Consider the following 21,329-nt stretch of genomic DNA (forward strand, 5'->3'; position numbering starts at 1 on the left):
TCAGTGGTGGAAGAGGTGGGCGACGGCGGCGAGGGCGGTGTTGACCGGGTCGGCGAGGCCGGTGCTGGCGGTGGTGAAGCCGGAGAGCCAGACGATGACGGCGGTGCCGAGGGTGGTGTGGCGGGCCCGGATGAGGAGGATGGCGGTGATGGCGAGCAGGACGGTGACGCTGATCGTGACGGCCATGGCGGTGCCTTCCGGGGTGGTGGGTGGAGGGCGTTTCGGGGCGGCGCTCGGCCCGCCCGGGTCGGGTCTGGGCGGGCGGTGGAGCCTGTTGTGTGCCTGTAGTGCGGCCTGTCTGTCGCCTGTTGCCTGTCGCCTGTCTGTAGCCTGTAGTCCCGCAGGTCACAGGGGGGATGACAGGCTTTCGGCACGACCGGCCCCCCCTCCGGGGAGGGCGCTACAGGCGACAGACAGGCCGGTTCCGTCAGGCGCCGGCGGGCGGCTCGGGCAGGTGCTGCCGGTGGACGTAGCGGGCCTTGCTGCCCTCGCCGACGCGCACCACTTCGCCGCTCTCGGCCCACGTCTTGAGCCACCCGGCGATGGTCGGGCGGGTGGTGCCGAACTCGGGCTTGAGGATCTTCTCCATGGCGCTGGCGCCGGTGCCCTCGGGCCCGGCCTTGATGAGGAGCATGAGCGCGGCCTCGCGCGCGCCCGGCTCGGCGGCCTTGTCCTCGCGGCCGTTGGTCCAGGTGGACGGGTCGGCCCAGTCGGTGCCGTCCGGGGCGGGCGCGTCCTTGGTGGCGGCGGGCAGCAGCCAGATCGACTCCAGCTCGTCGACCGGCGCGGCGGCGGGGGTGTCCCACCCGGCGGTGGCCTTCCACCCGCCGGCCGGAGCGGCGCCGTTTGCCGGGCCGGACGTGGTGCTCGTCGCGGGGGTGGCTCCGGCGGTGACGGGTTCGGTGCTGGCCCAGAGGTGGCCGCAGCGGTCCATGGTCCAGCGGGCGGTGTAGTCGGCGCCCGCGGCGTCGAGGGAGGGGGCGTCGAGGGCGGGGCGGCGGCGGGCGGTGGCCGCGCTGATCTCCTCGATCATGTCGGGGGTGATGCGTGGCTGGCGGGCCTTGGCGGGCTGCTTGCCCTCGGTGCCGAGCAGCACCGACCCCGGGCCGGAGAAGCTGTCCTCGGCGCGCAGGGCCCGCCAGCCGAAGAGGTGCCCGAGTTCGGAGTCCTCCAGGGCGCCGGTGGCGAGCCTGTTGCTCGCCATCTTGCGGACGAGCGGGTCGGGCAGGACGTCCTGGGTGACGCGCAGGACGGAGATGACGGCGCGGATCGCCATGGCGCGGGCGATGCGGACGACCTCGGAGACCCCGGCGATGATCTGGCGGGCTTCGCGGCTGGCGGCGGCCTCGGCGCCCTCGTCCATGATGATGACGATCTCCGGGATCGTCGGGGAGACGGGCAGTTTGTCGTCGTTGGCGTCGCGCATCGCGTCCTGGTAGGCCGACTTGCGGGTCTTGGCGATGCGGACGGCGGCGGCGAGCATGCGCTTGGCCTCGTCGATGGTGGAGGCGACCCAGTCCACGCCCGGGACGGGGATGTCGGCTCCGGCCCAGCGCGAGCCCTCGCGGCCGATCTGGGCGTCGCGCCAGGCGTTGAGCCAGGGCAGGCCGATGGAGCCGCCGTTGAGGTCGATCACCCACACCAGCACGTCGTTCGTCTGGGTCAGCCGGGCGATGAGGCTGTGGAGCCAGTTGGTCTTGCCGGTGCCGGTGGGGCCGGTGACGATCGTGGAGGCCTGCCGCAGGTCCATCTCCGCCCGGGCCCCGTCGGACAGCAGCGCGACCGGGATCGGGTTGTTGACCGTGGTGGTCTCCTCGATCTCCTCGACGGGGAAGAGGAGTTCGTCGGTGATCACCTTGGTGGTGACCTGGATGAGGACGCGGCGCCGGGAGATGCCGGGCATGACCTGGAGGCCGCAGCCGTCGGGCAGGTCGAGGTCGGAGCCGAGGCCCTCGGCCCGGTCGGCGATGGAGCGGCGGGTGGTGCCGCCCTCGGGGAGTTCGAGTTCGAGGGTGTATCCGGCGCCGGAGGGCCAGTGCTCGATGCCGAGCACGGTGACCTCGACGCCGCAGACCCGCTTGATGCGGTCGGTCCAGTCGGCGGCGAGCTGGCGGCGGGCGCCGATCAGCAGCAGGTGCTGCCGTTTGGCCTGCTCGGTCTCCTCGTGGGCGGCGAACGCGGCGCCGAGGGTGCCGGCGGCGATCCCGGCGACGGCCAGCGAGCCGAGCTCGGGCCACTGCCAGGGGCCGCCGTGGGCGATCGCCCAGGACGACCAGCCGCCCGCGGCCATCCAGCACGTGCCCCGGAACGCCAGGGTGGCGCCGGTGAGCTTGCGGCGCAGGCCGGCGCCGAGGGTGCCGATGGCCCCGGCGGCTCCGGCGGCGAGCGCCCATCCGGCGGGCATGCCGGTGGCGTGGCCGAGCGCGGTGGTCGACAGGGCGCCGAGGGTGCCGTTGAGGGTGCCGGTCAGCAGGCCGTGTCCGGCCTTCCAGTCCAGGCGCGGCCCGGTGGTGGTCTTGGTGTTCTTGGTCATGGTGGCGGTCTCCAGCCGGGAAGGGCGCCGGGCCGTCCACAGGGTGTGGACGGCCCGGCCGGGTGCGAACGCTGGGGAGGGAGCGGGGTGGGTCAGACGTTCCACTTCCGCTCGGCCTCCAGGCCGTTGCGGGGGTTCTCCTGGCGCTCCAGGTCCTCGGCGTGGGCCTTGCGGAAGGTCGGGGAGACTTCCTCCAGGGCGTTGACGACGCGGCCCATCGCCCGGTAGCCGGAGCCGATCTCCTCGACCACGGACGGGTCGACGGGCAGCTGCTCGGCGGCCTTCTCGGCGAGGACCCGCAGCACGTCCTGGAGCGTGGTGAACGCGGTGGGCAGTTCCTCGATCAGGGCCTTGAAGTCGGCCATGGTCTCGGGGTCGAAGGTGGTGGCCGCCTGGAGGATCACGTCGGCGGCGGAGGCGAGGCTGAACGTGGCGGCGGTGCCGTCGAGGGACTCGGACATGGCGTGCTTCTCCTTCGTGGGGGTGCCGAGGGTGATCGGACGGGTCTCGGGGCCCTCGCCCGGCTCCTGCCGGCGGGGGAAGGCACTGGCCAGGGCTTCGGCCATGGCGCGGGACTTGCGGCCGGGGACGTTGACGGTCTCGGCCGGGACCGGGACCTGCGTGCCGTCGGCGGCCTGCTTGCCGAGGATCGCGCCGTCCCGGGTCTGGCGGACGGCGCGGGCACGGGTGGCCAGGCGCTGCCAGGTGCGGCGCATGTGACCGGCGACCTTGCCCTTGTGCTTCCAGTTGCCGGCTAGCGCCGAGCCGAGCCCGACCAGGCCGGTCGCGAGCGCCGCGGCGCCCATCCGGGCCCGGTGCCGCATCGCCGAGCGCCGAAGCGCCGTCGCCTGCACCGGGTTGACCCGCCCGGCCCCGGACGATCCGGCCGGGTTCTTCGGGTTGGCGCCGGAGCCGGTGGCCGGGTCGATACCGGCCGCGCGCAGGGCCTTGGCCTGGCCCTTGGCGACCCGGCGGGCGGTGCGCTCGGCGACCCGCGCCAACCGCTCGTCCCGCCGGGCCGGGCGCTGTGCGGTCCGCCCGGCCGGGGCCGGGTCCTGGAGGCCGGGCAGGCGGGAGGCGGCCTTGGCCAGGGTGTGCACGATCGCCGGCGGCCGGTACCCGCCGGGCCCGTCGTGGCTGTTCCGTCCGGACCGCTTGGACGGCCGGGACACGCCGCCGACGGCGCCGATGTGGTGGGCGGCGGGGGTGGTGGTTCCGGCCGTTCGCGGCATGACCGGCCCCTTCCGGTCGGCGGCGACGGGAGCACCGGCAGCGGCCCGGCGGCCGACCGGGCCGGAGCCCGGCCGGGAGGCGGCACCGGCCGACCCTCCGGAACGGCCATGCGAAGACGCGGAGTTGAAGCCGGTGGTGCGGGCGGGCGGCGAGAAGGAGCCGCCCCGGGCCGCCGCGTGGTGGAAGGCGGCGGCACCGGCGGTGCCCTGGTGGTCGGTGGTGCGGCGGCGGTTGCGGACGCGGCGGGCCAGGCCGCCGAGGGCGGCGGCACCGGCGGCGGCACCGACCACGGCGACCGTGGCGGCGCCGCCCAGCGTCGCGGCCCCGGCCCCGGCCGTCCCGAGGGCGTTGGCGACGGCCACCGCCAGCGGGACGCCCGGCATCGCACCCTGAGGAGCGGGCTGCGGCGCGGACTTGGAGGGCTTCGGGTCGGGGCTCGGCGGGTTCTGGGGGGCGGGAACGACCTCGACCAGCGTCGAGGCGGCCGGTTCGGACATGATGTGCGCTCCGGTTCTCACGTGGACGGACGGTCAGGCGGAGGCGACCAGGGCGGCCATGGTCTCGGCGGCGTGGTGCCACGCCTGGTCGAGCGCGTAGGCGCCGTTCATGCCGTGGTCGGCGAGCCGCACGAAGGTGCCCTTGCCGGTGGCGTCGGCGAGGCGGCGCAGGGGCTCGCGCCGGTCGGCGATGTAGTGCGTCACGGCCGAGAGGGCGAGGGCGGCGGCGACCGGGCCGGGCCGCAGCCGGACGCCCAGCAGCCGGGACCCGGCGAGCAGGGCGGCGGCCTGCGTGGCGGTGTAGGTGGCGACGTGGGCGGCGCAGGCGCGGCGGCCGGCCGCGCTGGACTGCCCGTCGTTGTGGTCGTGGTGGCCCTTGGTCGAGGCCTGGTGGTCGGTCTGGATCCAGTGGTCCGCCACGTCGGCGGCGGCGCGGAGCAGGGCGTAGGCGGCGGCGAAGCGGGCGGCACGGACGCTGGTCATGGAGGCTCCCTGGTCAGGCGGTCGGAGCAGGCAGGGACCCGGACGGCGCCCTCCGGTACGAGGCCGAGGGCGCCGTCTGCGGGGTGAGGGTCAGATCTCGTCGCAGCGGAGCTGGAGGCAGTCGTCGCAGATCGGGATGCTCCACGACTCGTTGTTGAGCTCCAGGGCGAACGGGTCTTCCTGGACGGTGACGTCCGGCTTGCTCTCACCGCAGAAGTGGCAGCTGTCCGTGGCGGGTTCCTCGGAGGTGTCGGCCGAGAGGGTGGTGGGTTCGGGCTGGTGGTAGAAGCCGGTCAGCTTCAGCGGGATGCCGCTGTGGGGGGTGGTGGCGGTGAGCCAGGCGAGCGTGCCGTGCACGGCGGTGTGGTGGTCGACGGCGGCCGGGTCGATGCCGAGGGCGTGCCGCCACTGCTCGAAGTGGTCGAGGCCGTTGTGCAGGGCGACTTCCAGTCCCCACAGGAAGTCGCGGGTGTCGGGCATCCGCAGGTACTGGAGCTGGATGGTCGCGGTGGGCAGGGCCGAGTGGGCGTGCAGCAGGGCCAGCAGGGTGCCGGCCGCGGTGATCTGGTCGGCGGTGGTGGGGCGGAAGTCGGTGGTGGTCACGATGCCTGCTCCTCGGCGCGGGGGGCGGTGTTCTCGGTGGTGGCGGGTACGGCGTGCAGGGCGGGGCGCTCCGAGTCGGCCGTGCCGAACTCCCGGTAGCGGGCGGCGACCCATCCGGTCGACCAGCCGGTCAGCTCGGCCGCACGGCGCTGCGGGAGACCGAGCGCCACGGCGGTTTGGACGGTCAGCCGGGCGTCGTCCTCGGGCAGTCGCTCGGCCGCGGCGGGCGCGGAGAGGAGTTCCTGCCGCAGTCGCTCGGCGTCCTGCGCGGCGGTCTGCTCACGGTCGCGCTCACGGCGCTCACGCTCGCTCGCCTCGCGCTCACGGCGGTGCCGTTCGGCCCGTTCGCTCTCTTCGCGGCGCCGCTGTTCCTGGCGTTCGTCGGCGGCCATTCGCAGCTCGTGTTCACGCTGCTGTGCGGCCATCAGCTCCTCGTGCTCACGGCGCTCACGCTCGGCCCGGTCGGACCGTTCCTGCTCGGTTTGCCGGTCCTCGTGTTCCTGCCGGCGGCGCTCTTCGGCGCGGCGCTCGTGCTCGGCCCGCTCATCGCGCTCACGGGTCTCACGGGCGGCCAGTGCGGCGGCGATTGCCCGCCGGTAGGCCAGCGAGGTCTCCGCCGTGACGATCAGCAGCAGCGGCGCGACCGAGTGGACCGCCACCCCGACCTTGTCGTGATCCAACGCGCTTTGACCCACGTTGAGCAGCACCGTCATGGCGCCGGTCATCCAGCGCAGCACGATCGGCCATCGGCCGCCGTCGCCGCCGAGGCGGGCGAGCGCGCTGTCCAGGCGGACTACGATCACTACCGCCGCGTCCACGACCAGCGGCAGGATCGGGGCCGTCCATTCCCAGCCCTTCGGGCTGTGGTGAGACATCAGCGGGGTCACCGTGAGCATGCTGTAGAGGACCGCGCCGAGCGTGATCGTCCACGTACCCACGGCCAACGCCTTCTCAGCGGACCGGATCTGTTCCTGGTTCATCGGCACCTTCACCGCGACCACCGCCAGACCAGCGGCGAGCGCGCCGTGAGCGAGCGGTGAGCGGCCGTGAGCGCGAGGCTCGTCGTCACGCCGCCACCCGCCCGGTGACCGTGTCGCGGCGGATGACCGCCGGGCGCCGCAGCGGCACCGGGGCCGTGCTCAGCAAGCGCTCGGCGTAGGCGGCCAGCACCGGGTCCTCCCGGCGCAGGTCCGCCACGATGTCCGACGCGGCGTCCATCCGGGCCTCACGCTCGACGGCGCTCTCACCGGGCACACCGGTGAACAGCCGGGTGAACTCCGAGTCGCCGACAAACCCGAGCGCCAGCTCGGCGAACTCGTCCTCGTCCAAGGCCGTCTGGCCTGCAACAATCGACCTCACGGGTCTACCTCTTCCTGGTTGATGAGTGGGCCCGGCGGGGACGGCTCCTCTTCCGGCCAAGGAGTTAGGGAGCCGTCCACCGCGAAGGGCAGTAGGGGGTGAGCTGTGGGTTAGTGCGCCGGCATCGACTCGCTGCCGATGCGGCGACGGGGGCCGGACAGAGCCCGCCGGGTGTCGCTCCAGCGCGGACCGTTGCGGAGCGGGCTCCAGTCCTCGATCAGTCGGCGCTCCTGCTCGCTGATCATGTCCGGGGCGGTCGTCGGACGGGCGGCGAGCAGTTCGTCCACCAGAGCCTCGGCCCGGCCGTTGCGGGTCAGGTCGACCACAGCGCCGCCGTCGGACCCCTTCGCGTCCCGCGTGAACTCCTGCGCCCTGGCGGCGAGGTGTCCCCGGTCCGCCTTGGAGCGGTCCTTGGTGGGCGTCTGCTGCTGGTCCGAGTCGGTGCTGGCGGAGGCCTGGCACGGGTTGCACCGGGTGCCGGTGTTGGCCCGGTTCAGCTTCGTGCCGCACCTGTCGCACTTGGCGGGCTCCTCCTCGGCCACGGCGCGGGACACCGTCCCGGCCTCGGCCAGGGCCGCCGCGCCGGCCGTGAGCACCGTCCGCCAGTCCTGCTCGCCGATCTCACCGCTCCACCGCGGTGCCCGCGTCCCGGTCAGCCGACCGAGACGGCACGCCGCAGCCCGGCGCCGACGCTCGTCGCCCTGGGCCTCCGCCACCCACGCACCCGCCGACATCCGGCAGGAACCGCTGGTCAGCGACGCCACACGGCGGGCGTAGGCGCGTCCGGTCACGGTCGGGGCTGCGGTCGTACGGGGCGTAGCAGGCATGGCGAAGCCTCCTAGGGGCACGTGCGTATCTCAGGGGCGCCCAGACGGGCAAAAGCGGGAGTCGCGGAAGCAAGCAGCACCCGAGCAGTGAGCCTGTCGGCCAACTGGTGCGCACCAGTAGTTTCCAACTGGTGCGCACCAGTGTCAAGTGGTTCGCTGTCGGCCTGTCAGTTCCGGCTGCATCTCTATGGAACTGCGTGCGCCAACAACCCGGTAGCCAGCAGGGGTTAACCCAGTTTTGTTAACCCCCCATGCTGGGCTCCACTGGTGCGGCATGCTGTGGACGAACGGCGTCGCACGGCGGAGGTGGCACATGGCAGAAGGGCTCCGGCGGGCCCGAAAGGATCGCGGCTGGTCTCAGGACCGGCTGGTCCGTGAGATCGTCCGGTACGCCGAGCAGCGGCTTATGGACGTGGCGTCTCCGGCGAGCTTGAAGGTCTACATCTCCGAGTGGGAGAACGGCCGGAGGGCCGTCTCGGACGCCTACGCGACCATTTTGCGTGCCTTGTTCGGGAAGACCGACGACGAGCTATTCGGCGCGCCGCCCCCGGCTGCGCCCACCGCCGATGGCTACGACGCTTTGATCAGCCGTATCGACTCAGCCCGGAGCCTAAGCCTCGGCATGGTGGACGCCCTGCTGGACCAGACGGAGCTGCTGCGGCGTCTCGATCGGCAGATGGGCGCGGCAGCCCTGATCGACCAGATGCGCGCGCACCTTGACGCCTTGGAGGACGCTCTGACCTTTGCTGTCCTTCCGGACGCCAGGCGGCCGGTAGCTACGGCTCTGGCGGGGGCCGCCACCCTCGCGGCCTGGCAGGCACTGGATGCAGGAGCGGTTGAGCGCGCCTGGCGTCACTACGAGCTGGGCAAGAGGGCGGCGTCCGAAGCCGGGCAGCCCATGTACCTGGCTCACGCCATGGCGGAGCAGGCCTACGTCCTGGCTGACGCCGGTCGTCCTGAGATGGCCGTGGACCTGGTGCGCGACGCGCAGCGAACGGGAGGCAGCAGGGTGTCCCCACGGCTTGCGGCCTGGCTGTTCGCGGCGGAGGCCGAGCTGTGCGCGAAGGCGGGGCTCGCGAACGATTGCCAGAGGGCGCTCGACCAGGCGGCGGCCGTGCTGCCGGCAGGAGACGAAGCGCGAGACCCGGACATGCTGAGCATCTTCCTGAACGCCAACCACCTGGCGCGCTGGCGTGGGAACGCCCTTGCGATGCTGGGGGAGGATGACGCGCTGGCGGAGCTGTACGTCGCCCTGGAGGGGATGGATCCCGCCTTCGCGAGGGCTTCAGCGGGGCTGCGATGCGACCTGGCGCAGGCCCACCTGGTGCGGGGAGAGTTCGGCCAAGCCCGAGAACACCTGCAGCAGGCCCGCCTCCTGGCGAACCGAACGGGTTCGGTTCGCTACAGGAGGCGGATTGAGGGTCTTACCGGGCGCCTGTAGGTCGCTGAGGGCGGTTGGCCAGCAGATGGAGCAGGGCGACGAGCGTTCCCGACCCGAGCAACTCGTCCCGAGCGATCATGCCCGGCACCTCGGCAAGGGGAATCCACTCGATCTGTCCGGCCTCCTCGGCGTCGGTCGGTTCTCCGACCTTGGTGGCGCCCCTGGCCACGAAGATTTCGTGGGGGGAGTCGACCATGCCGACCATGGGCTGATAGGTGACCACGTGCTCGACGGCGCCGGGGCGCCAGCCCGTTTCCTCTTCAACCTCCCGAGCGGCGGCGGCGCCGGCGTCTTCACCGGCATCCACGATCCCGCCGGGCAGCTCCCAGCCGAACCTGCCCGGGACGAAGCGGTACCGCCAGAGCATCAGGACGCGGTCCTGGTCGTCCACCACGGCCGTGATGGCAACGTGCTGGAGCCGTACCACGTGGTGCTCAAAGCGCTCGACGCCGGGAGGTTCGACATCGACGAGCGCGAGCTTCACCCACTCGTTGTCGTAGACCAGGCGCTCGCCGTGGATGCGCCACGGCTCCAGCTCCCGCTGCGATGTCTCCGTGGTCGAGTGCTGCCCCTCTGCACTGCGGGCGTTCACGTAGTAGCCGCTTCCCTGTCGGGCGACCACGAGGCCTTCGGCGGCGAGCCGAGACAGAACCAGGCGGACTGTCGTCCGGCCGACGCTCAGGTCGGCCGACAGCTTGCGCTCGGACGGCAGTTTGGTGCCGATGGCGAGTTCGCCGGAGTCGATCCATTTGCGGATGGTTTGCTCCAACCGCTCCGTCTTCTCTCCCATGCCCTTTCGCACTCTCCCGCCCTTCCGACTGGTGCGCGCCAGTCTATGCAGTTTCCATGGTGGCCTTTGTTGGGCCGGAACGGGTGGCTTTCGGTAGGGGCGGCTCGTCGGCAGGTCTGCCCCGATCCGTTGACTGTGGCCGATCGATCTCACCCTGGTGATCCATCAGTTCCCGTGCCACAGCCGTGCCAGGACGGGCGGGGAACCACGGGGAACAGCGGGCGCCAGCGGTGAGGACTCATGCGGGAGTCGCAGTGCCGCAACGGCGCAGGTCAGAGCAGGTAAGCGACACCTGTGCTCCTAAAGCCGGTGTCGCAGGTTCGAATCCTGCCTGGGGCACAGTGAACACGCAGGTCGCAGGCCCTCCCACCCACACCGGGCAGGAGGGCCTGCGGCGTTCCCGGGCCCTCGCCGCCGTTTCCGGGTGACCGTCTCGGGGGCGGCGTACCTCTCCGGGAGGAGGTGGCGGTGGGCGGCCGTCCGCCCACGGAGTGATCATGAAGCAGACCTCGTGCTGACGATGCGCGGCCGCCGCGTCCCTAGGCTCGTCGAGACCCCTGCCGGAGCACCGTTCCCGGTCAGGGCGGACGAGCCGGGGACCCATGACGACGTACCGATACACCGTGGCCGAGCTGCGCGGCCAACTGCGCCAGCTGATCCTGAGCGGCGCAGCGATCGCGCTGGGGGTGGCCTTCCTGATCGCCTCCGTCAGCGGCAGCGGGGCACTGGTGGACTCCTACAGCCAGACCGCGGCCGCCGAGGTCGGGCCCGGTGACATCCAGGTGACCCGGGCCGTCAGGACGGGCGGGCTGGACGCGGCCACCGCGGAGCGGGTGCGGCAGACCGCCGGGGTGGCCGCGGTGGCCCCCCGGCTGACCGGCAAGGGCGGCGTGCTGGCCGCCGACGGGCGGCCGCTCGACCACACCGCCGCGGTCAGCGCCGTCGCCGAGGACCCGGCGCTGCGCTGGCAGCTGCTCAAGGACGGCCGCTGGCCCGCCGGCCCCGGTGAGGTGCTGCTCGACACCGGGACCGCGCACCGGCTGGACGCCGCCGTGGGCGCCGAGGTGCACGTGACCCGGGCCGACGGCACCGCCGCCACCGCCCGGCTGGTGGGCACCCTGGACGAGCGGGGCGCACCGAGCCTCGCCGGAGTGCCGATCATCGGCGTCCCGGCGGACGCGGTCGCCGGCTACGCGACCGGCGTCACCAGCGACCGGCTCGACGTCAGGGTCACCCCCGACGCCTCCCGGACCACGACCGTCGAAGCCCTGCGCACCGCCCTCGGCACCGGCGTCGAGGTGCACACCCGCGAGGCCTCGGTCACCGAGGCGACCCGGCAGAGCAGCACCATGTACGGCGTGGTGCTGGTCGCCGCGCTCTCCTTCGTCCTGATCGCGCTCGCGGTGGCGCGGATGGTGGTCGGCAACACCTTCACGGTGGTGCTCGCCCAGCGGACCCGCCAGCTCGCCCTGCTGCGCTGCGTGGGCGCCGACCGGCAGCAGCTGCGCCGGCTGATCCGCCGCCAGGGCCTGCTGCTCGGGCTGGGCGCCTCGGTGGTGGGCGTGCTGCTGGGGATCGCCCTCGGCGCGCTCGGTACCGCCGTGGTCGGCGGGCTCGACCTCGGGCCGGTGCACCTGTCGCTGATGCCCTCCCCGCTGACCTGCCTGCTCGCCGGGCTGTTCGGCGTGCTGCTGACCCTGCTGGCCGTCCGCGGCCCGGCGAAGGCCGCCGCGGCCGTGCCGCCGATCGCCGCGCTCGGCGGCGCCCCCGCGCCGACCGGCGGGGCGGCCAGGGTGCGGGCCACGGTGTGGACCTCCGGGCTGTTGCTCGGGGGCACGGCGCTGCTGGCGGTCGGCTCGATGACCCCGCCGCCGCTGTCGCTGCTCGCCGTCACCGTCGGTGCCATCGCCAGCTTCTTCGGGGTGCTGCGGCTCTCCCACCGGGTGCTGCCCGCGGTCGTCGCCGTGCTGGGCCGGCCCGCCCGCAGGCTCGGCGGTACGGCCGGGCGGCTCGCCACCCAGCAGCTGCGGCTCAACCCGGGCCGCACCGGGGCCACCGGCTCGGCACTGCTGCTCGGCGTGACCGTGATGGTCGGCGCCGTCACCGCGCTGGACATCACCTCGCAGTCGCTGGTGCCCGTGGTGTCGGCGCGCCAGCCCGGCGTCTTCTCGGCGACGGCCACCGGCGGCGCCCTGCCCGCCGGGGCCCTCGGCGCGCTCGGCGCCGAGCACGGGCTGACCGTCACCCCGGTCCGCTCGGCCACCGTCGACCTCGACGGCCGGCCCACCGTGGTCGCCGCCGTCGACCCCACCCGGCTCAACTCCTCGGCGGACGACGTGGACCGGGCCCGCGGGCTCACCGGCGGCGACGCGCTGAGCGGGCTCGGCGAGACCGGGACGCGCCGGGTCGGCGACGTCGAGCTGCGCCTGCGACCCGGCCGCAGCAGCCTGCCGTTCACCCTGCAGAGCGGCGCCACCCTGCTGGTGACGCCCGCGACCCTGGACCGCCTCGCCCCCGGCGCGCCCGTCACCACGGCCTGGATCAGCCCGGCCACGGGCGACGACCGGCCGACCGCCCGCCGCGCCCTGGACCGCGCCCTCGCCGACCACCCGCAGGTGACCGTCGCCGACACGGCCGCCCAGGCCGACACCCTGCGCTCCCTGCTGGACCGGCTGAAGACCGTCAGCATGGCCCTGCTCTCGTTCTCCGTCGCCATCGCCGGCCTGGGCGTCGCGGCCACCCTGATGCTCAGCATCAGCGAACGCTCCCGCGAGATCGGCATGCTGCGGGCGATCGGCATGTCCCGCGAGCAGCTGCGCCGGATGCTCACCCTGGAGGCCCTGCTCCTCTCCCTGGCCGGCGCCCTGGTCGGGACCGCGCTGGGCGCCGGCTACGGGTGGGCTGCCGCGCGCTCGGTCACCTCGACCGTGGGTACGGTCGGCACCCCGCCCGTCCTGCCGGTGCTGGCCGCCCTGGCGCTGACCGTGCTGGTCGGCCTGGCCGCCGCCGTGCTCCCGGCCCGCCGGGTCGGCCGGATGAGCGCGGTGGCCGCCATGCGGGCCTCCTGACCGCGGTCGCGGTCGCGGCCGGTGCGGCGGGAGCCGGCAGCGGGGCGTCGGGTGCTCAGGCCAGGGTGACCCGGGTCCGGGGCGCGGCCGGCCGGCCGGTGTCGAGGGCGAGGTCCGCGAGGAGGGTCTCGGTCTCGCGGGTGGTGCGCAGGACCACCGGGTCGAGGTCGGCGACGACGACTTCGCGCCGGTCCTCGCTCGCCTCGGCGATCAGCCGGCCGTCCGGGCCCCAGACCGCGCTGCCGCCGCAGGTGTGCCATCCGCCGGTGTGGCCGATGTGGTTGGCGAGCACCGTGTAGACGGTGTTGTCGAGCGCGCGGGCCGGGAACCAGGTGCGGGACTCGTGGTGGCCGTGGCCCATGCTGAACAGCGCGCCGACCAGGTAGGCGTGGCAGCCGTCGAGCGCGGCGGCCCGGGCGTGCTCCGGGAAGCCGGAGTCGTAGCAGATGCCGAGGCCGAGCCGCCAGCCGTCCAGTTCCACGGTGCAGCCGGCCGTCCCCGGGCGGTAGTGCTCGCGTTCGCTCTTGAACAGGTGCTGCTTGTCGTAGCGGGTGACGAAGCCACCGTCCGGCCCGAGGACGAGCGCGGAGATGCGCAGGTCGGCGCCGTCCTGTACGGCGGCTCCGACGATCGCGGCGGTCCCGGTCTCGCGGCAGGCCTCGGCGATCGGCGCGAGACGCGGATCGCCGGGTTGGACCGCGTACTTGGCGGGGTCGGTGCGGATCAGCTCGGGCTCGTATCCGGAGAGGAACTTCTCCGTGAACAGCACCAGCCGGGCACCGGCGCGGGCGGCCTCGCGGATCAGGTCGGCGGCCTGGGCGACGTTGGCGGGTATGTCGCCGGCCACGGCCTGGGCCTGGACGGTGGCGATCCGCAGCGGCTGCTCGGGGTAGCCGGCGGACGGGGCGGGGGAAGCGGGAGCGGAGGTGTCGGACATGGCCGTCACGCTAGCGCGGCGGCCCGCAGGGGGCGGCGGGTTGACGGCGGGTCAGCGACCCGCCCTGCCCGTCCGGTCCCCCTGCCCGTCCTGGGCCTACGCCCGCGGGTCGTGGGGCCCGTCCTCGTCCGGTGCGGCGGCGGTGCGCGAAGGCCGCCCGGCGGACACCGTGACCCGCTGGACCCGGGGCCTGGTGCGCCAGTTGACCCGGCGTACGTCCCGGGCCAGTGCGCCGGGGCGCCAGACCTGGATCACCGCCGTCACGGCGCCCAGCACGATCCCGGCGGCCAGCCAGCCGGCCAGCACGTCGCTGGGCCAGTGCACCCCGAGCGCGACCCTGGTCCAGCCGATGGTCAGCACCGTCGCCGCCGCCACCACGCAGGCGGCGGTCCGGCCGCGACGGTGGACCCGGTACCAGAGCAGGCCGACCAGGACGGCGCAGGTGATCGCCGAGGCCATGGCGTGTCCGGAGGGGAAGCCCGGGCCGCCGGCGTGCGAGACCGGGTCGGTGAAGGTGGGTCGGCTACGGCCGAAGGCCAGCTTCAGGGCCCACAGGGCGCCCCAGCCGATCAGGGTCTGGGCGGCCACCCAGCCGGCCAGCACCCGGGCGCCGATCAACCAGAGCCACCCGGCGGCGATCCCGAGCAGCGTACGCATCGTGACGGTGCCGCCGATGTCCGAGAGGGTCTGCACCGAGGCGGTCCAGATCCGGTGTTCCCGGGCGTAGGTGTGCAGTTCGCCGATCCACTCCTGGTCGAAGCGGACCAGCGGGCGCCACTGGCCGGTGACCAGGACCGCCAGCAGGCCGAACAGCGCGGCACAGCCCAGCGCGAGCGCGGTGTCCCGAAGGAGACTGCGGTTACGCGCGGTGAGGACGGTCGTGCTGTTGGTCAGGTGCATGGCTGACACCTTCCCAGTGTCCTGTGCCGAGCAAGAGCCGGAGTGATAGCGATTCGGCATCTTTTGTGAGGAGGACCTGCGTGCGCCGAAGTGCGGGCGCGGGCGGAAAAGGGGGCGCACGGGGAACGTCGGCGGCTCCTCGCGGGTTCACACGGGTAGGCGGCGACGGGGTGTGGGTCGAGTGAAGAAACCGATCCCGCAACGGTCGTCCGATGGCACGGGGCGTGCCCGACCGGTCACCCAGGGTCCGGAAGCGGGGTGAAACCCGGCAGGATACTGCATCGCCGGGAAGAATCTGAGCGACTTGGGAATGTTGTCCGGAATCTGTTCGTTGGATCGTTACGTGTGAGCCCCCAGGGGCCGCACATCTTGCCCTCACGAGGCAGGCAGGCAGACCTCGGCAACACCAGCAAAGGGAGCAAGCATGGCCACCCGTGCCGTCGTTCGCGACAGGGCCGACCGGAGTCGCGCGGCCCGCCCGACCAACCTCGAGGCCGACCGCGACCTGGTCGGCATGTACCTCGACGAGATCGCCAGGACACCCCTGCTCGATGCCGCCGAGGAGGTCGAGCTCTCGCTGCGGATCGAGGCCGGTGTGTACGCCCAGCACCTGCTGGAGGAGGGCGGACTCCCCGACGGCGTCACGCGTGAGGAGCTGGAGGCGATAGCCGCCGACGCCGAGCGGGCCAAGGACGTCTTCATCCGCTCCAACCTCCGGCTCGTGGTCGCCGTCGCCCGTCGCTACCCGCGCAGCGGCCTGCCGCTGCTGGACCTCATCCAGGAGGGCAACGCGGGCCTGGTGCGCGCCGTCGAGAAGTTCGACTACGCCAAGGGCTTCAAGTTCTCCACGTACGCGACGTGGTGGATCCGGCAGGCGATCACCCGATCCATCGCGGACCAGTCCCGCACCATCCGGCTTCCCGTTCACCTGGTGGAGGAGCTGGGGCGGATCCGGCGCGTCCAGCGGGAGAAGTCCAAGGAGCTGGGCCGCGAGGCTGAGCCGGCCGAGATCGCGGCCGAGCTGGACACCACCGAGGCCCGGATCAAGGACGTGCTGGACTGGGCGCGAGACCCGGTCAGCCTCAACATGTCCGTCGACGACGAGGGCGAGACCCAGTTCGGCGACCTCGTCGAGGACACCGGGGCGACGTCCCCCGAGGACGCCGTGATGGTCATGCTCCGCCGCGAGGAACTGGAGGACCTGATCGGGCGGTTGGACGACCGCACCGCCTCGATCATCCGCTCCCGCTACGGGATGGAGGACGGCCGCGAGCGCACCCTGACCGAGGTGGGCAAGCAGCACGGACTCACCCGCGAGCGGATCCGCCAGATCGAGAAGCACGCGCTGGCCGAACTGAAGAAGATCGCGGACCACGCGGGCTTCGAAGCCGCCTGACGGTCCAGCCGGCCCCACGGGCCGAGCCCCTCACCCGGGCCCTGGCGCGGAGCGCTCCGCACCGGGGCCCGAGGCGTGCCACGGGGCTCTTAGTCTGGAGGGGAGGGACGAACGGACGGAGTGGACGGCGTGAGCGAGCAGGAACAGGGACGGGAAGCGGGCCAGGAGCAGGGCCAGGACCAGGTGCGGGAGCCTCGGAAGGCCTCGGCTGCCAAGGCCCGGCTGGTCTTCCGGGACCCGTTCGACCAGCAGACCAGTGACGACACCGACGCGGGCTGGGGCGACCGCCCCGGGGCCGGGGAGAGCGGTGGGCGGGGGCTGGACTGGTACCTGAGCCAGCGCCCGCCGCACCACGGGGACTGAGGGACGGGGGAGCGGGAACGGGGGAGCGGGACCGCGGGCGACGCGCGCCCACCGGTCAGCGCAGCGGCGTGACCAGCGCGTCGCGGATCTCGGTCAGTAGCTGGACCTCCTTGAGCTCGGCCTCCGCCGCCTTCTCGGCGGCGGACTTGCGGTGGGCCGCCAGCTTGTTCATGGGCAGGATCAGAACGAAGTAGACGACCGCCGCGGTGATCAGGAACTGGAGCGCGGCGCTGAGCACGGATCCCCACAGGATGAGGACCCCGGACGTGACCTCTCCGGTCGGGCTCACCTCGCAGGGCCCCTTGAGGCAGGAACTGTAGGACGCGAGGTCCTTCGTTCCGAATACGCCGACAATCGGATTGATCACGCCTTTGACGAAGGCGTTGATGATGGCGGTGAAGGCCGCGCCGATGACCACGGCCACGGCGAGTTCGACGACATTTCCGCGCAGCAGGAATTCCTTGAAGCCCTTCATGCCGCCTCGAACGACGAAGTCGCATTCCGGTTACGGGTGATCTTCCATAGCCCCGGATTGACAACCCGTCCGGCCCAGCGCGCCCCCGTGGGGCGGCGGCAGACCGGCCCGCGCGGGACCCAGCGCCAGCGCCGCCGCCGTCGCGAGCAGCGCCAGCGCGGGCACCCCGGCCCGCCGTCGCACCGCGCTGCGCCAGCGGTGCCACCCGCCGCACCCGCGCCGGATCGGCGGGAAGCTCGGCAGCTCCTGCCGGGGCGGCACGGCGGGGGCGGGCAGCGGAAGGGAGAAGCTCACGGTCGTCATCGACGCACCTCCGGGTGTCGGCGGGCCGGCCCCTCGCGGACCGGACGAGCCACACGATGGGCGTTTCCGTCGAACTCCGGAAGTCCTTTCCCCAGGCCTGTGGACAACCCGGCCCCTGTGGACGACTTCGTCCACCCACGAGAGTGAGGCGGGCCGGTCCGGCTTGACCGCAAGCCCGTGCGGAGGCGTGCGGAGGCATGCGGAAAGGCCCGCCGCCCCGCGCGGAAGCGGGGTCGACGGGCCTTTCCGAGGACTGCGGGCCGTCCGGGCCGATGCCCGGCGCCGAGGTCAGCTCGCGGCCGGAGCCGGGCTGGACGAGGTCGAGGAGCCGGAGCCCGACGACGACGAAGAAGAGGTCGTGGACGTGCTGGACGACGTCGAAGAGGTCGACGACGACCCGGCGCCCACCGAGCTGCTGGAGGAGGAGCGGCTGTCGGTCCGGTAGAAGCCGGAGCCCTTGAACACGACGCCCACGGCCGAGAAGACCTTGCGGAGCCGTCCCTGGCAGTCGGGGCACGTGGTCAGCGCCTCGTCGGTGAACTTCTGCACCGCCTCCAGGCCGTTGCCGCACTCGGTGCACTGGTACTGGTACGTGGGCACTTGTCTTCCTCCTGGCACTCTCGCCTGATGAGTGCTAACGATGGTCAATGATGCGGTATTCCGCGGGATCAGTCCAGCGACTCCGGTGTGAGATGGACCGGGCCGGGCCGCCGGACCACCGCCGCTCAGCCCTTGGCCGCGCCCACCAGCCGCCCGGTGCCACCGCGTTCCGTCGATCCGGAGCCCGAACCGCCGGCCGGTCCGGCACCCGAACCGGCACCCGAACCGTCGGCCGGAACGTCCCCCGGCGCCACCAGCAGGTGCCGCAGCGAGAACAGCGCGACCAGCCCCAGCCCCGCCCCGACCACGGGCACCAGGAACCCGGTCGAGGGCCCGTGCCCGTCGATCAGCCGGCCCGCCGCCATCGAGCCGACGGCCAGGCCGAGCCCGATGGCGCCGGTCAGCCAGGTGAAGGCCTCCGTCTTCGCCCCGTCCGCGACCAGCGTCTCGACCAGGGTGTAGCCGCTGATCAGGGTCGGCGCGATGGCCAGCCCGCAGACCAGCCCGGCGACGGTCAGCGCGACCAGGTTCGGCATCGCCCACAGCACCGAGCAGCCCAGCACCAGCAGCGCGTAGCTGATCAGCATCCGCTGCTGCACCGGCCGCCGCCAGGCGATGACGCCGTACAGCACACCGGCCAGCATCGAGCCGCCGGCGAAGATCCCGTACACGGTGCCACCGGCGTCGTGCTGTCCGACCGAGTCGGCGAAGGCGTTCACCGACACCTGCATGCCGCCGAACACCGCGCCGACCCCGAGGATGGACCCGGCCAGCAGCCGGACGCCGGGGGAGGCGAGCGCCGAGGCGCGCTTGGTGCCGGGCTGGGGCACGATCCGGGCCGGGGCGGTACGCCGCTGGGCGGCGAAGGCCAGGCCGCCGACGAGGGTCAGCCCGGCCTCGGCGGCCAGGGCGGTGGCCGGGTTGGCGAGGGCGGCGATGCCGGAGGCCAGGATCGGGCCGATCACGAAGGTGAACTCGTCCGTCACGGACTCGAACGCGAACGCGGTGCTCACCCGGGCCGCGGAGGTCTCGGAGGCGCCGTCCGCGGTGAACCTGGCGACCCAGCGGGCCCGGACCATCGCGCCGACCTGCGGCACACTCGCGCCGGCCGGGACGGCGGCCAGGAACAGGCTCCAGGCGGGCGCGTGGCCGAGCGCCAGCGCGATCAGCGCGCCGACCGAGACCGCGTGCACCAGGACGGTCGGCACGAGCACCGCGGCCTGGCCGTAGCGGTCCGCGAGCCGCCCGGTCTGCGGCCCGATCAGGGCCTGGGCGACGGCGGCGACCGCGGTGACCGTACCGGCGGTGCCGTACGACCCGTGGGTCTGGGTGACGAGCAGCAGGATGCCCATGCTGAGCATCGCGTACGGCAGCCGCGCGACGAGGGCGGGGAACAGGAACGTCCAGGCCCCGGGGGTGCGCAGCAGCTCGCCGTACCCGACCCGGGCGGGGGCCGGAGCTGCGGGGGTGGTGGCCGCGTGGTCCGCGGCGGTGTCGACCGTTCGGCGCGCCGTCACGGTCGGTCCTTCCTGCTGCCTGGTAGCGCGGCAGGGCATGGTGGAGCCCCGACGGCGCCGAGAGTCGTCCTCTCGCGCGTCGACCGGGGTAGATACCGGGTCGGGCCGGCCTGGTGGCCGGGGACCGGACCGCGGCCGCCGAGCGGTCGCGCCAACTCTGCGTCAGGCAGATGCTGGGGGTGGTCTAACGATGGTTATACGGCTGGTCGGACCAGCATACAGTTACGCGCGTAGACACCGCCAGCCACCCCCGTCGCCCCCCGCCCCGGCTCCCGGGCGGAAGGCCCGGGAGCCGGGGGGCGGGAGCCGAGGGACGGCCCGGGAGCCGAGGGACCGCCCGGGCTCACCGCCCGTTCAGCCACCCCGCGAGCTTGCCGCCCTTGTCCACGGCCCGCAGCCGCCGCTCCGCCGCCTCGCCGACCTCGTCCGTGGTGACCACCAGCAGCTCGTCCCCGCCGCGCAGCACCGTCGCCTTGTCCGGCACGAAGGAGTTCCCCTCCCGCACGACCAGGGTGACCGCCGCCCCCTTGGGCAGCCGCAGCTCGCTGATCTCCACGCCCGACATCTTCGAGCCGGGGGAGAGCGCGACCGACAGCAGGTGCCCGTGCAGCTTCTCCAGCGGCGCGGACTCGATGCCCAGGTCCTGGCCCATGTCGCCCTCGTCCAGCCGCAGCCGCTTGGCCACCCACGGCAGGGTCGGCCCCTGGAGCAGGGTGAAGACGACGACCAGGATGAAGACGATGTTGAAGACGTCCTCGGCCCGGTGCGCGCCGGACACCACCGGGATGGTGGCGAGCACGATGGGCACCGCCCCGCGCAGGCCGGCCCAGCTCAGCAGCGCCTGCTCGCGGGCCGGCACCTTGAAGGGGGTCAGCGAGAGCATCACCGACAGCGGCCGGGCCAGGAAGACCAGCACCGCGCCGATCACCAGCGCGGGCACCACCGCGTCGCCCATGGACTCGGGCGTGACGAGCAGGCCGAGCAGCACGAACATGCCGATCTGCCCGATCCAGGCCAGTCCGTCGGCGAAGCCCCGGACGGCCGGGCCGTGCGGCAGCTTGGAGTTCCCGAGTATCACCGCGCTGACGTAGACGGCGAGGAAGCCGGAGCCGTGCAGCAGCGCGCCGCCGGCGTACGCGAGCACGGTGAGCGCCATCACGGCGATCGGGTAGAGGCCCGAGGAGGGCAGCGCGACGTGCTTGAGCCCGTAGGCGCCTATCTTGCCGACGGCGAGGCCTATCGCGGCGCCGATCGCCAGCTCGGCGATGATCGTGCCGATCAGGACGTACCAGGAGTCCAGCTCCCCGGTGGTGGCGAAGGCGACGACCAGGATGACCACGGGCGCGTCGTTGAAGCCGGACTCGGCCTCCAGCAGGCCGGTGAGCCGGTTCGGCAGCGGGACCATCCGCAGCACCGAGAAGACGGCGGCCGCGTCGGTCGAGGAGACGATGGCGCCCAGCAGCAGCGAGGTCCGCCAGTCCAGGCCGACCAGCCAGTGGGCGCCGGCCGCGGTGGCGAAGACGCTGACGCCGACGCCGACGGTGGCGAGCGCGGTCGCGGCCGGCATCACCGGCTTGATCTCGCGCCAGCTGGTCTTGAGGCCGCCCTCGGCGAGGATCACCACGAGTGCCGCGTAGCCGAGCACCTGGGTGAGCTCGGCGTTGTTGAAGGTGACACCGATCCCGTTCTGGCCCAGCGCCACACCGATCCCCAGGTAGATCAGCAGGCTGGGCAGCCCTGATCGGGTCGAGAGGCGTACGGCGCCCACCGCGAACAGCAGGATCACGGAGGACTCAAGCAGGAGCTGGTTCAGGTGGGAGACGTTCACGCAGGGGCACCTCGGGCAGGCAGGGGCGGACGGGGTGTCTGGTGGTGCTGTGGGGCCGACGCGTTAAGAAGTCGTCAATACTCCCCTTGTGGATCGTTACGCAGTCTAACATTTTGCCATATCTTTAGCTTGGTCCCCCGTTCACGGTGCCCGGCCCTCTCGGCCTAATGTGGTGC

The 21,329-nt window shown here is 73.2% G+C and carries 20 protein-coding genes and 1 tRNA gene; 5 read left to right on the top strand and 16 right to left on the bottom strand.

Annotated elements, in window-relative coordinates:
* The 8 genes from ACIQ87_RS23805 to ACIQ87_RS23840 all read right to left on the bottom strand — a co-directional run bounded on the left by ACIQ87_RS23805 (position 1) and on the right by ACIQ87_RS23840 (position 7,535).
* On the bottom strand, positions 1-186 hold the full coding sequence (locus ACIQ87_RS23805) for a hypothetical protein (protein WP_402409879.1): 186 nt from the start codon (positions 184-186) through the stop codon (positions 1-3).
* A 241-nt stretch (positions 187-427) separates the two neighbouring features.
* Positions 428-2,533 (bottom strand): hypothetical protein, encoded by a 2,106-nt coding sequence (locus tag ACIQ87_RS23810; protein ID WP_402409880.1) that lies wholly within the window; start codon positions 2,531-2,533, stop codon positions 428-430.
* A gap of 92 nt (positions 2,534-2,625) precedes the next feature.
* Positions 2,626-4,263: a hypothetical protein gene (locus ACIQ87_RS23815; RefSeq protein ID WP_402409882.1), complete on the bottom strand. Its 1,638-nt coding sequence runs from the start codon at positions 4,261-4,263 to the stop codon at positions 2,626-2,628.
* 33 nt (positions 4,264-4,296) lie between these two features.
* Positions 4,297-4,746 (bottom strand): hypothetical protein, encoded by a 450-nt coding sequence (locus tag ACIQ87_RS23820; RefSeq protein WP_402409884.1) that lies wholly within the window; start codon positions 4,744-4,746, stop codon positions 4,297-4,299.
* Positions 4,747-4,836: 90 nt separating this feature from the next.
* Positions 4,837-5,349, bottom strand: a complete 513-nt coding sequence (locus ACIQ87_RS23825; protein WP_402409886.1) for a hypothetical protein — start codon at positions 5,347-5,349, stop codon at positions 4,837-4,839.
* Positions 5,346-6,329 carry a DUF2637 domain-containing protein gene (locus ACIQ87_RS23830; protein ID WP_402409888.1) on the bottom strand — a complete coding sequence of 328 codons (984 nt, stop codon included), beginning with the start codon at positions 6,327-6,329 and terminating at the stop codon, positions 5,346-5,348. The genes ACIQ87_RS23825 and ACIQ87_RS23830 overlap by 4 nt, the downstream gene beginning before the upstream one ends.
* Positions 6,330-6,414: 85 nt before the next feature.
* Entirely contained in the window at positions 6,415-6,708 is a 294-nt protein-coding gene (locus ACIQ87_RS23835) for a hypothetical protein (RefSeq protein WP_402409889.1), read from the bottom strand.
* Between the two features lie 110 nt (positions 6,709-6,818).
* The gene (locus tag ACIQ87_RS23840; protein WP_402409891.1) at positions 6,819-7,535 is read right to left on the bottom strand and encodes a hypothetical protein; all 717 of its coding nucleotides are present in this window, start codon (positions 7,533-7,535) and stop codon (positions 6,819-6,821) included.
* A gap of 313 nt (positions 7,536-7,848) precedes the next feature.
* On the opposite strand from ACIQ87_RS23840, the gene ACIQ87_RS23845 reads away from it, so the two are divergent.
* Entirely contained in the window at positions 7,849-8,976 is a 1,128-nt protein-coding gene (locus tag ACIQ87_RS23845) for an XRE family transcriptional regulator (protein WP_402409893.1), read from the top strand.
* Here the strand turns inward: ACIQ87_RS23845 and ACIQ87_RS23850 are convergent.
* On the bottom strand, positions 8,960-9,766 hold the full coding sequence (locus ACIQ87_RS23850; RefSeq protein WP_402409895.1) for a GntR family transcriptional regulator: 807 nt from the start codon (positions 9,764-9,766) through the stop codon (positions 8,960-8,962). The two genes, ACIQ87_RS23845 and ACIQ87_RS23850, sit on opposite strands and share 17 nt — an antisense overlap.
* Positions 9,767-10,036: 270 nt before the next feature.
* On the opposite strand from ACIQ87_RS23850, the gene ACIQ87_RS23855 reads away from it, so the two are divergent.
* A tRNA-Arg gene (locus tag ACIQ87_RS23855) sits at positions 10,037-10,102 on the top strand.
* A 266-nt stretch (positions 10,103-10,368) separates the two neighbouring features.
* The gene (locus ACIQ87_RS23860; RefSeq protein ID WP_402409897.1) at positions 10,369-12,834 is read left to right on the top strand and encodes an FtsX-like permease family protein; all 2,466 of its coding nucleotides are present in this window, start codon (positions 10,369-10,371) and stop codon (positions 12,832-12,834) included.
* A 55-nt stretch (positions 12,835-12,889) separates the two neighbouring features.
* Here ACIQ87_RS23860 and ACIQ87_RS23865 read toward each other — a convergent pair whose 3' ends face one another.
* Both ACIQ87_RS23865 and ACIQ87_RS23870 read right to left on the bottom strand, forming a co-directional pair.
* Positions 12,890-13,771 (bottom strand): carbon-nitrogen hydrolase family protein, encoded by an 882-nt coding sequence (locus tag ACIQ87_RS23865; RefSeq protein ID WP_402409899.1) that lies wholly within the window; start codon positions 13,769-13,771, stop codon positions 12,890-12,892.
* A 96-nt stretch (positions 13,772-13,867) separates the two neighbouring features.
* A complete protein-coding gene (locus tag ACIQ87_RS23870; RefSeq protein ID WP_402409901.1) occupies positions 13,868-14,671 on the bottom strand; it encodes a phosphatase PAP2 family protein in 804 nt (267 codons plus the stop codon).
* Between the two features lie 424 nt (positions 14,672-15,095).
* Between ACIQ87_RS23870 and ACIQ87_RS23875 the strand changes: the two genes are divergently transcribed.
* Entirely contained in the window at positions 15,096-16,067 is a 972-nt protein-coding gene (locus tag ACIQ87_RS23875; RefSeq protein WP_402409903.1) for a sigma-70 family RNA polymerase sigma factor, read from the top strand.
* Positions 16,068-16,196: 129 nt separating this feature from the next.
* Positions 16,197-16,430, top strand: a complete 234-nt coding sequence (locus tag ACIQ87_RS23880; RefSeq protein ID WP_402409905.1) for a hypothetical protein — start codon at positions 16,197-16,199, stop codon at positions 16,428-16,430.
* A 55-nt stretch (positions 16,431-16,485) separates the two neighbouring features.
* On the opposite strand, the gene mscL is transcribed toward ACIQ87_RS23880, so the two are convergent.
* The 5 genes from mscL to ACIQ87_RS23905 form a co-directional block, all read right to left on the bottom strand.
* Positions 16,486-16,905, bottom strand: a complete 420-nt coding sequence (gene mscL / locus ACIQ87_RS23885) for a large conductance mechanosensitive channel protein MscL (RefSeq protein WP_402409907.1) — start codon at positions 16,903-16,905, stop codon at positions 16,486-16,488.
* A gap of 30 nt (positions 16,906-16,935) precedes the next feature.
* Positions 16,936-17,208: a hypothetical protein gene (locus tag ACIQ87_RS23890; protein ID WP_402409908.1), complete on the bottom strand. Its 273-nt coding sequence runs from the start codon at positions 17,206-17,208 to the stop codon at positions 16,936-16,938.
* A 288-nt stretch (positions 17,209-17,496) separates the two neighbouring features.
* A complete protein-coding gene (locus ACIQ87_RS23895; protein WP_402409910.1) occupies positions 17,497-17,808 on the bottom strand; it encodes an FmdB family zinc ribbon protein in 312 nt (103 codons plus the stop codon).
* A 125-nt stretch (positions 17,809-17,933) separates the two neighbouring features.
* Positions 17,934-19,325: an MFS transporter gene (locus ACIQ87_RS23900; RefSeq protein ID WP_402409912.1), complete on the bottom strand. Its 1,392-nt coding sequence runs from the start codon at positions 19,323-19,325 to the stop codon at positions 17,934-17,936.
* A gap of 343 nt (positions 19,326-19,668) precedes the next feature.
* On the bottom strand, positions 19,669-21,153 hold the full coding sequence (locus ACIQ87_RS23905) for a potassium/proton antiporter (RefSeq protein WP_402409914.1): 1,485 nt from the start codon (positions 21,151-21,153) through the stop codon (positions 19,669-19,671).
* Positions 21,154-21,329 lie beyond the last annotated feature (176 nt).

Origin of the sequence: Kitasatospora sp. NPDC096204 (assembly GCF_044763205.1) — a bacterium.
Taxonomy (GTDB): domain Bacteria; phylum Actinomycetota; class Actinomycetes; order Streptomycetales; family Streptomycetaceae; genus Kitasatospora.

Coding starts and splice junctions, on each gene's coding strand:
- ACIQ87_RS23805 (WP_402409879.1), bottom strand. CDS start 186: ATGGCCGTCACGATCAGCGTCACCGTCCTGCTCGCCATCACCGCCATC.
- ACIQ87_RS23810 (WP_402409880.1), bottom strand. CDS start 2,533: ATGACCAAGAACACCAAGACCACCACCGGGCCGCGCCTGGACTGGAAG.
- ACIQ87_RS23815 (WP_402409882.1), bottom strand. CDS start 4,263: ATGTCCGAACCGGCCGCCTCGACGCTGGTCGAGGTCGTTCCCGCCCCC.
- ACIQ87_RS23820 (WP_402409884.1), bottom strand. CDS start 4,746: ATGACCAGCGTCCGTGCCGCCCGCTTCGCCGCCGCCTACGCCCTGCTC.
- ACIQ87_RS23830 (WP_402409888.1), bottom strand. CDS start 6,329: ATGAACCAGGAACAGATCCGGTCCGCTGAGAAGGCGTTGGCCGTGGGT.
- ACIQ87_RS23840 (WP_402409891.1), bottom strand. CDS start 7,535: ATGCCTGCTACGCCCCGTACGACCGCAGCCCCGACCGTGACCGGACGC.
- ACIQ87_RS23845 (WP_402409893.1), top strand. CDS start 7,849: ATGGCAGAAGGGCTCCGGCGGGCCCGAAAGGATCGCGGCTGGTCTCAG.
- ACIQ87_RS23850 (WP_402409895.1), bottom strand. CDS start 9,766: ATGGGAGAGAAGACGGAGCGGTTGGAGCAAACCATCCGCAAATGGATC.
- ACIQ87_RS23860 (WP_402409897.1), top strand. CDS start 10,369: ATGACGACGTACCGATACACCGTGGCCGAGCTGCGCGGCCAACTGCGC.
- ACIQ87_RS23865 (WP_402409899.1), bottom strand. CDS start 13,771: ATGTCCGACACCTCCGCTCCCGCTTCCCCCGCCCCGTCCGCCGGCTAC.
- ACIQ87_RS23870 (WP_402409901.1), bottom strand. CDS start 14,671: ATGCACCTGACCAACAGCACGACCGTCCTCACCGCGCGTAACCGCAGT.
- ACIQ87_RS23875 (WP_402409903.1), top strand. CDS start 15,096: ATGGCCACCCGTGCCGTCGTTCGCGACAGGGCCGACCGGAGTCGCGCG.
- mscL (WP_402409907.1), bottom strand. CDS start 16,905: ATGAAGGGCTTCAAGGAATTCCTGCTGCGCGGAAATGTCGTCGAACTC.
- ACIQ87_RS23890 (WP_402409908.1), bottom strand. CDS start 17,208: ATGACGACCGTGAGCTTCTCCCTTCCGCTGCCCGCCCCCGCCGTGCCG.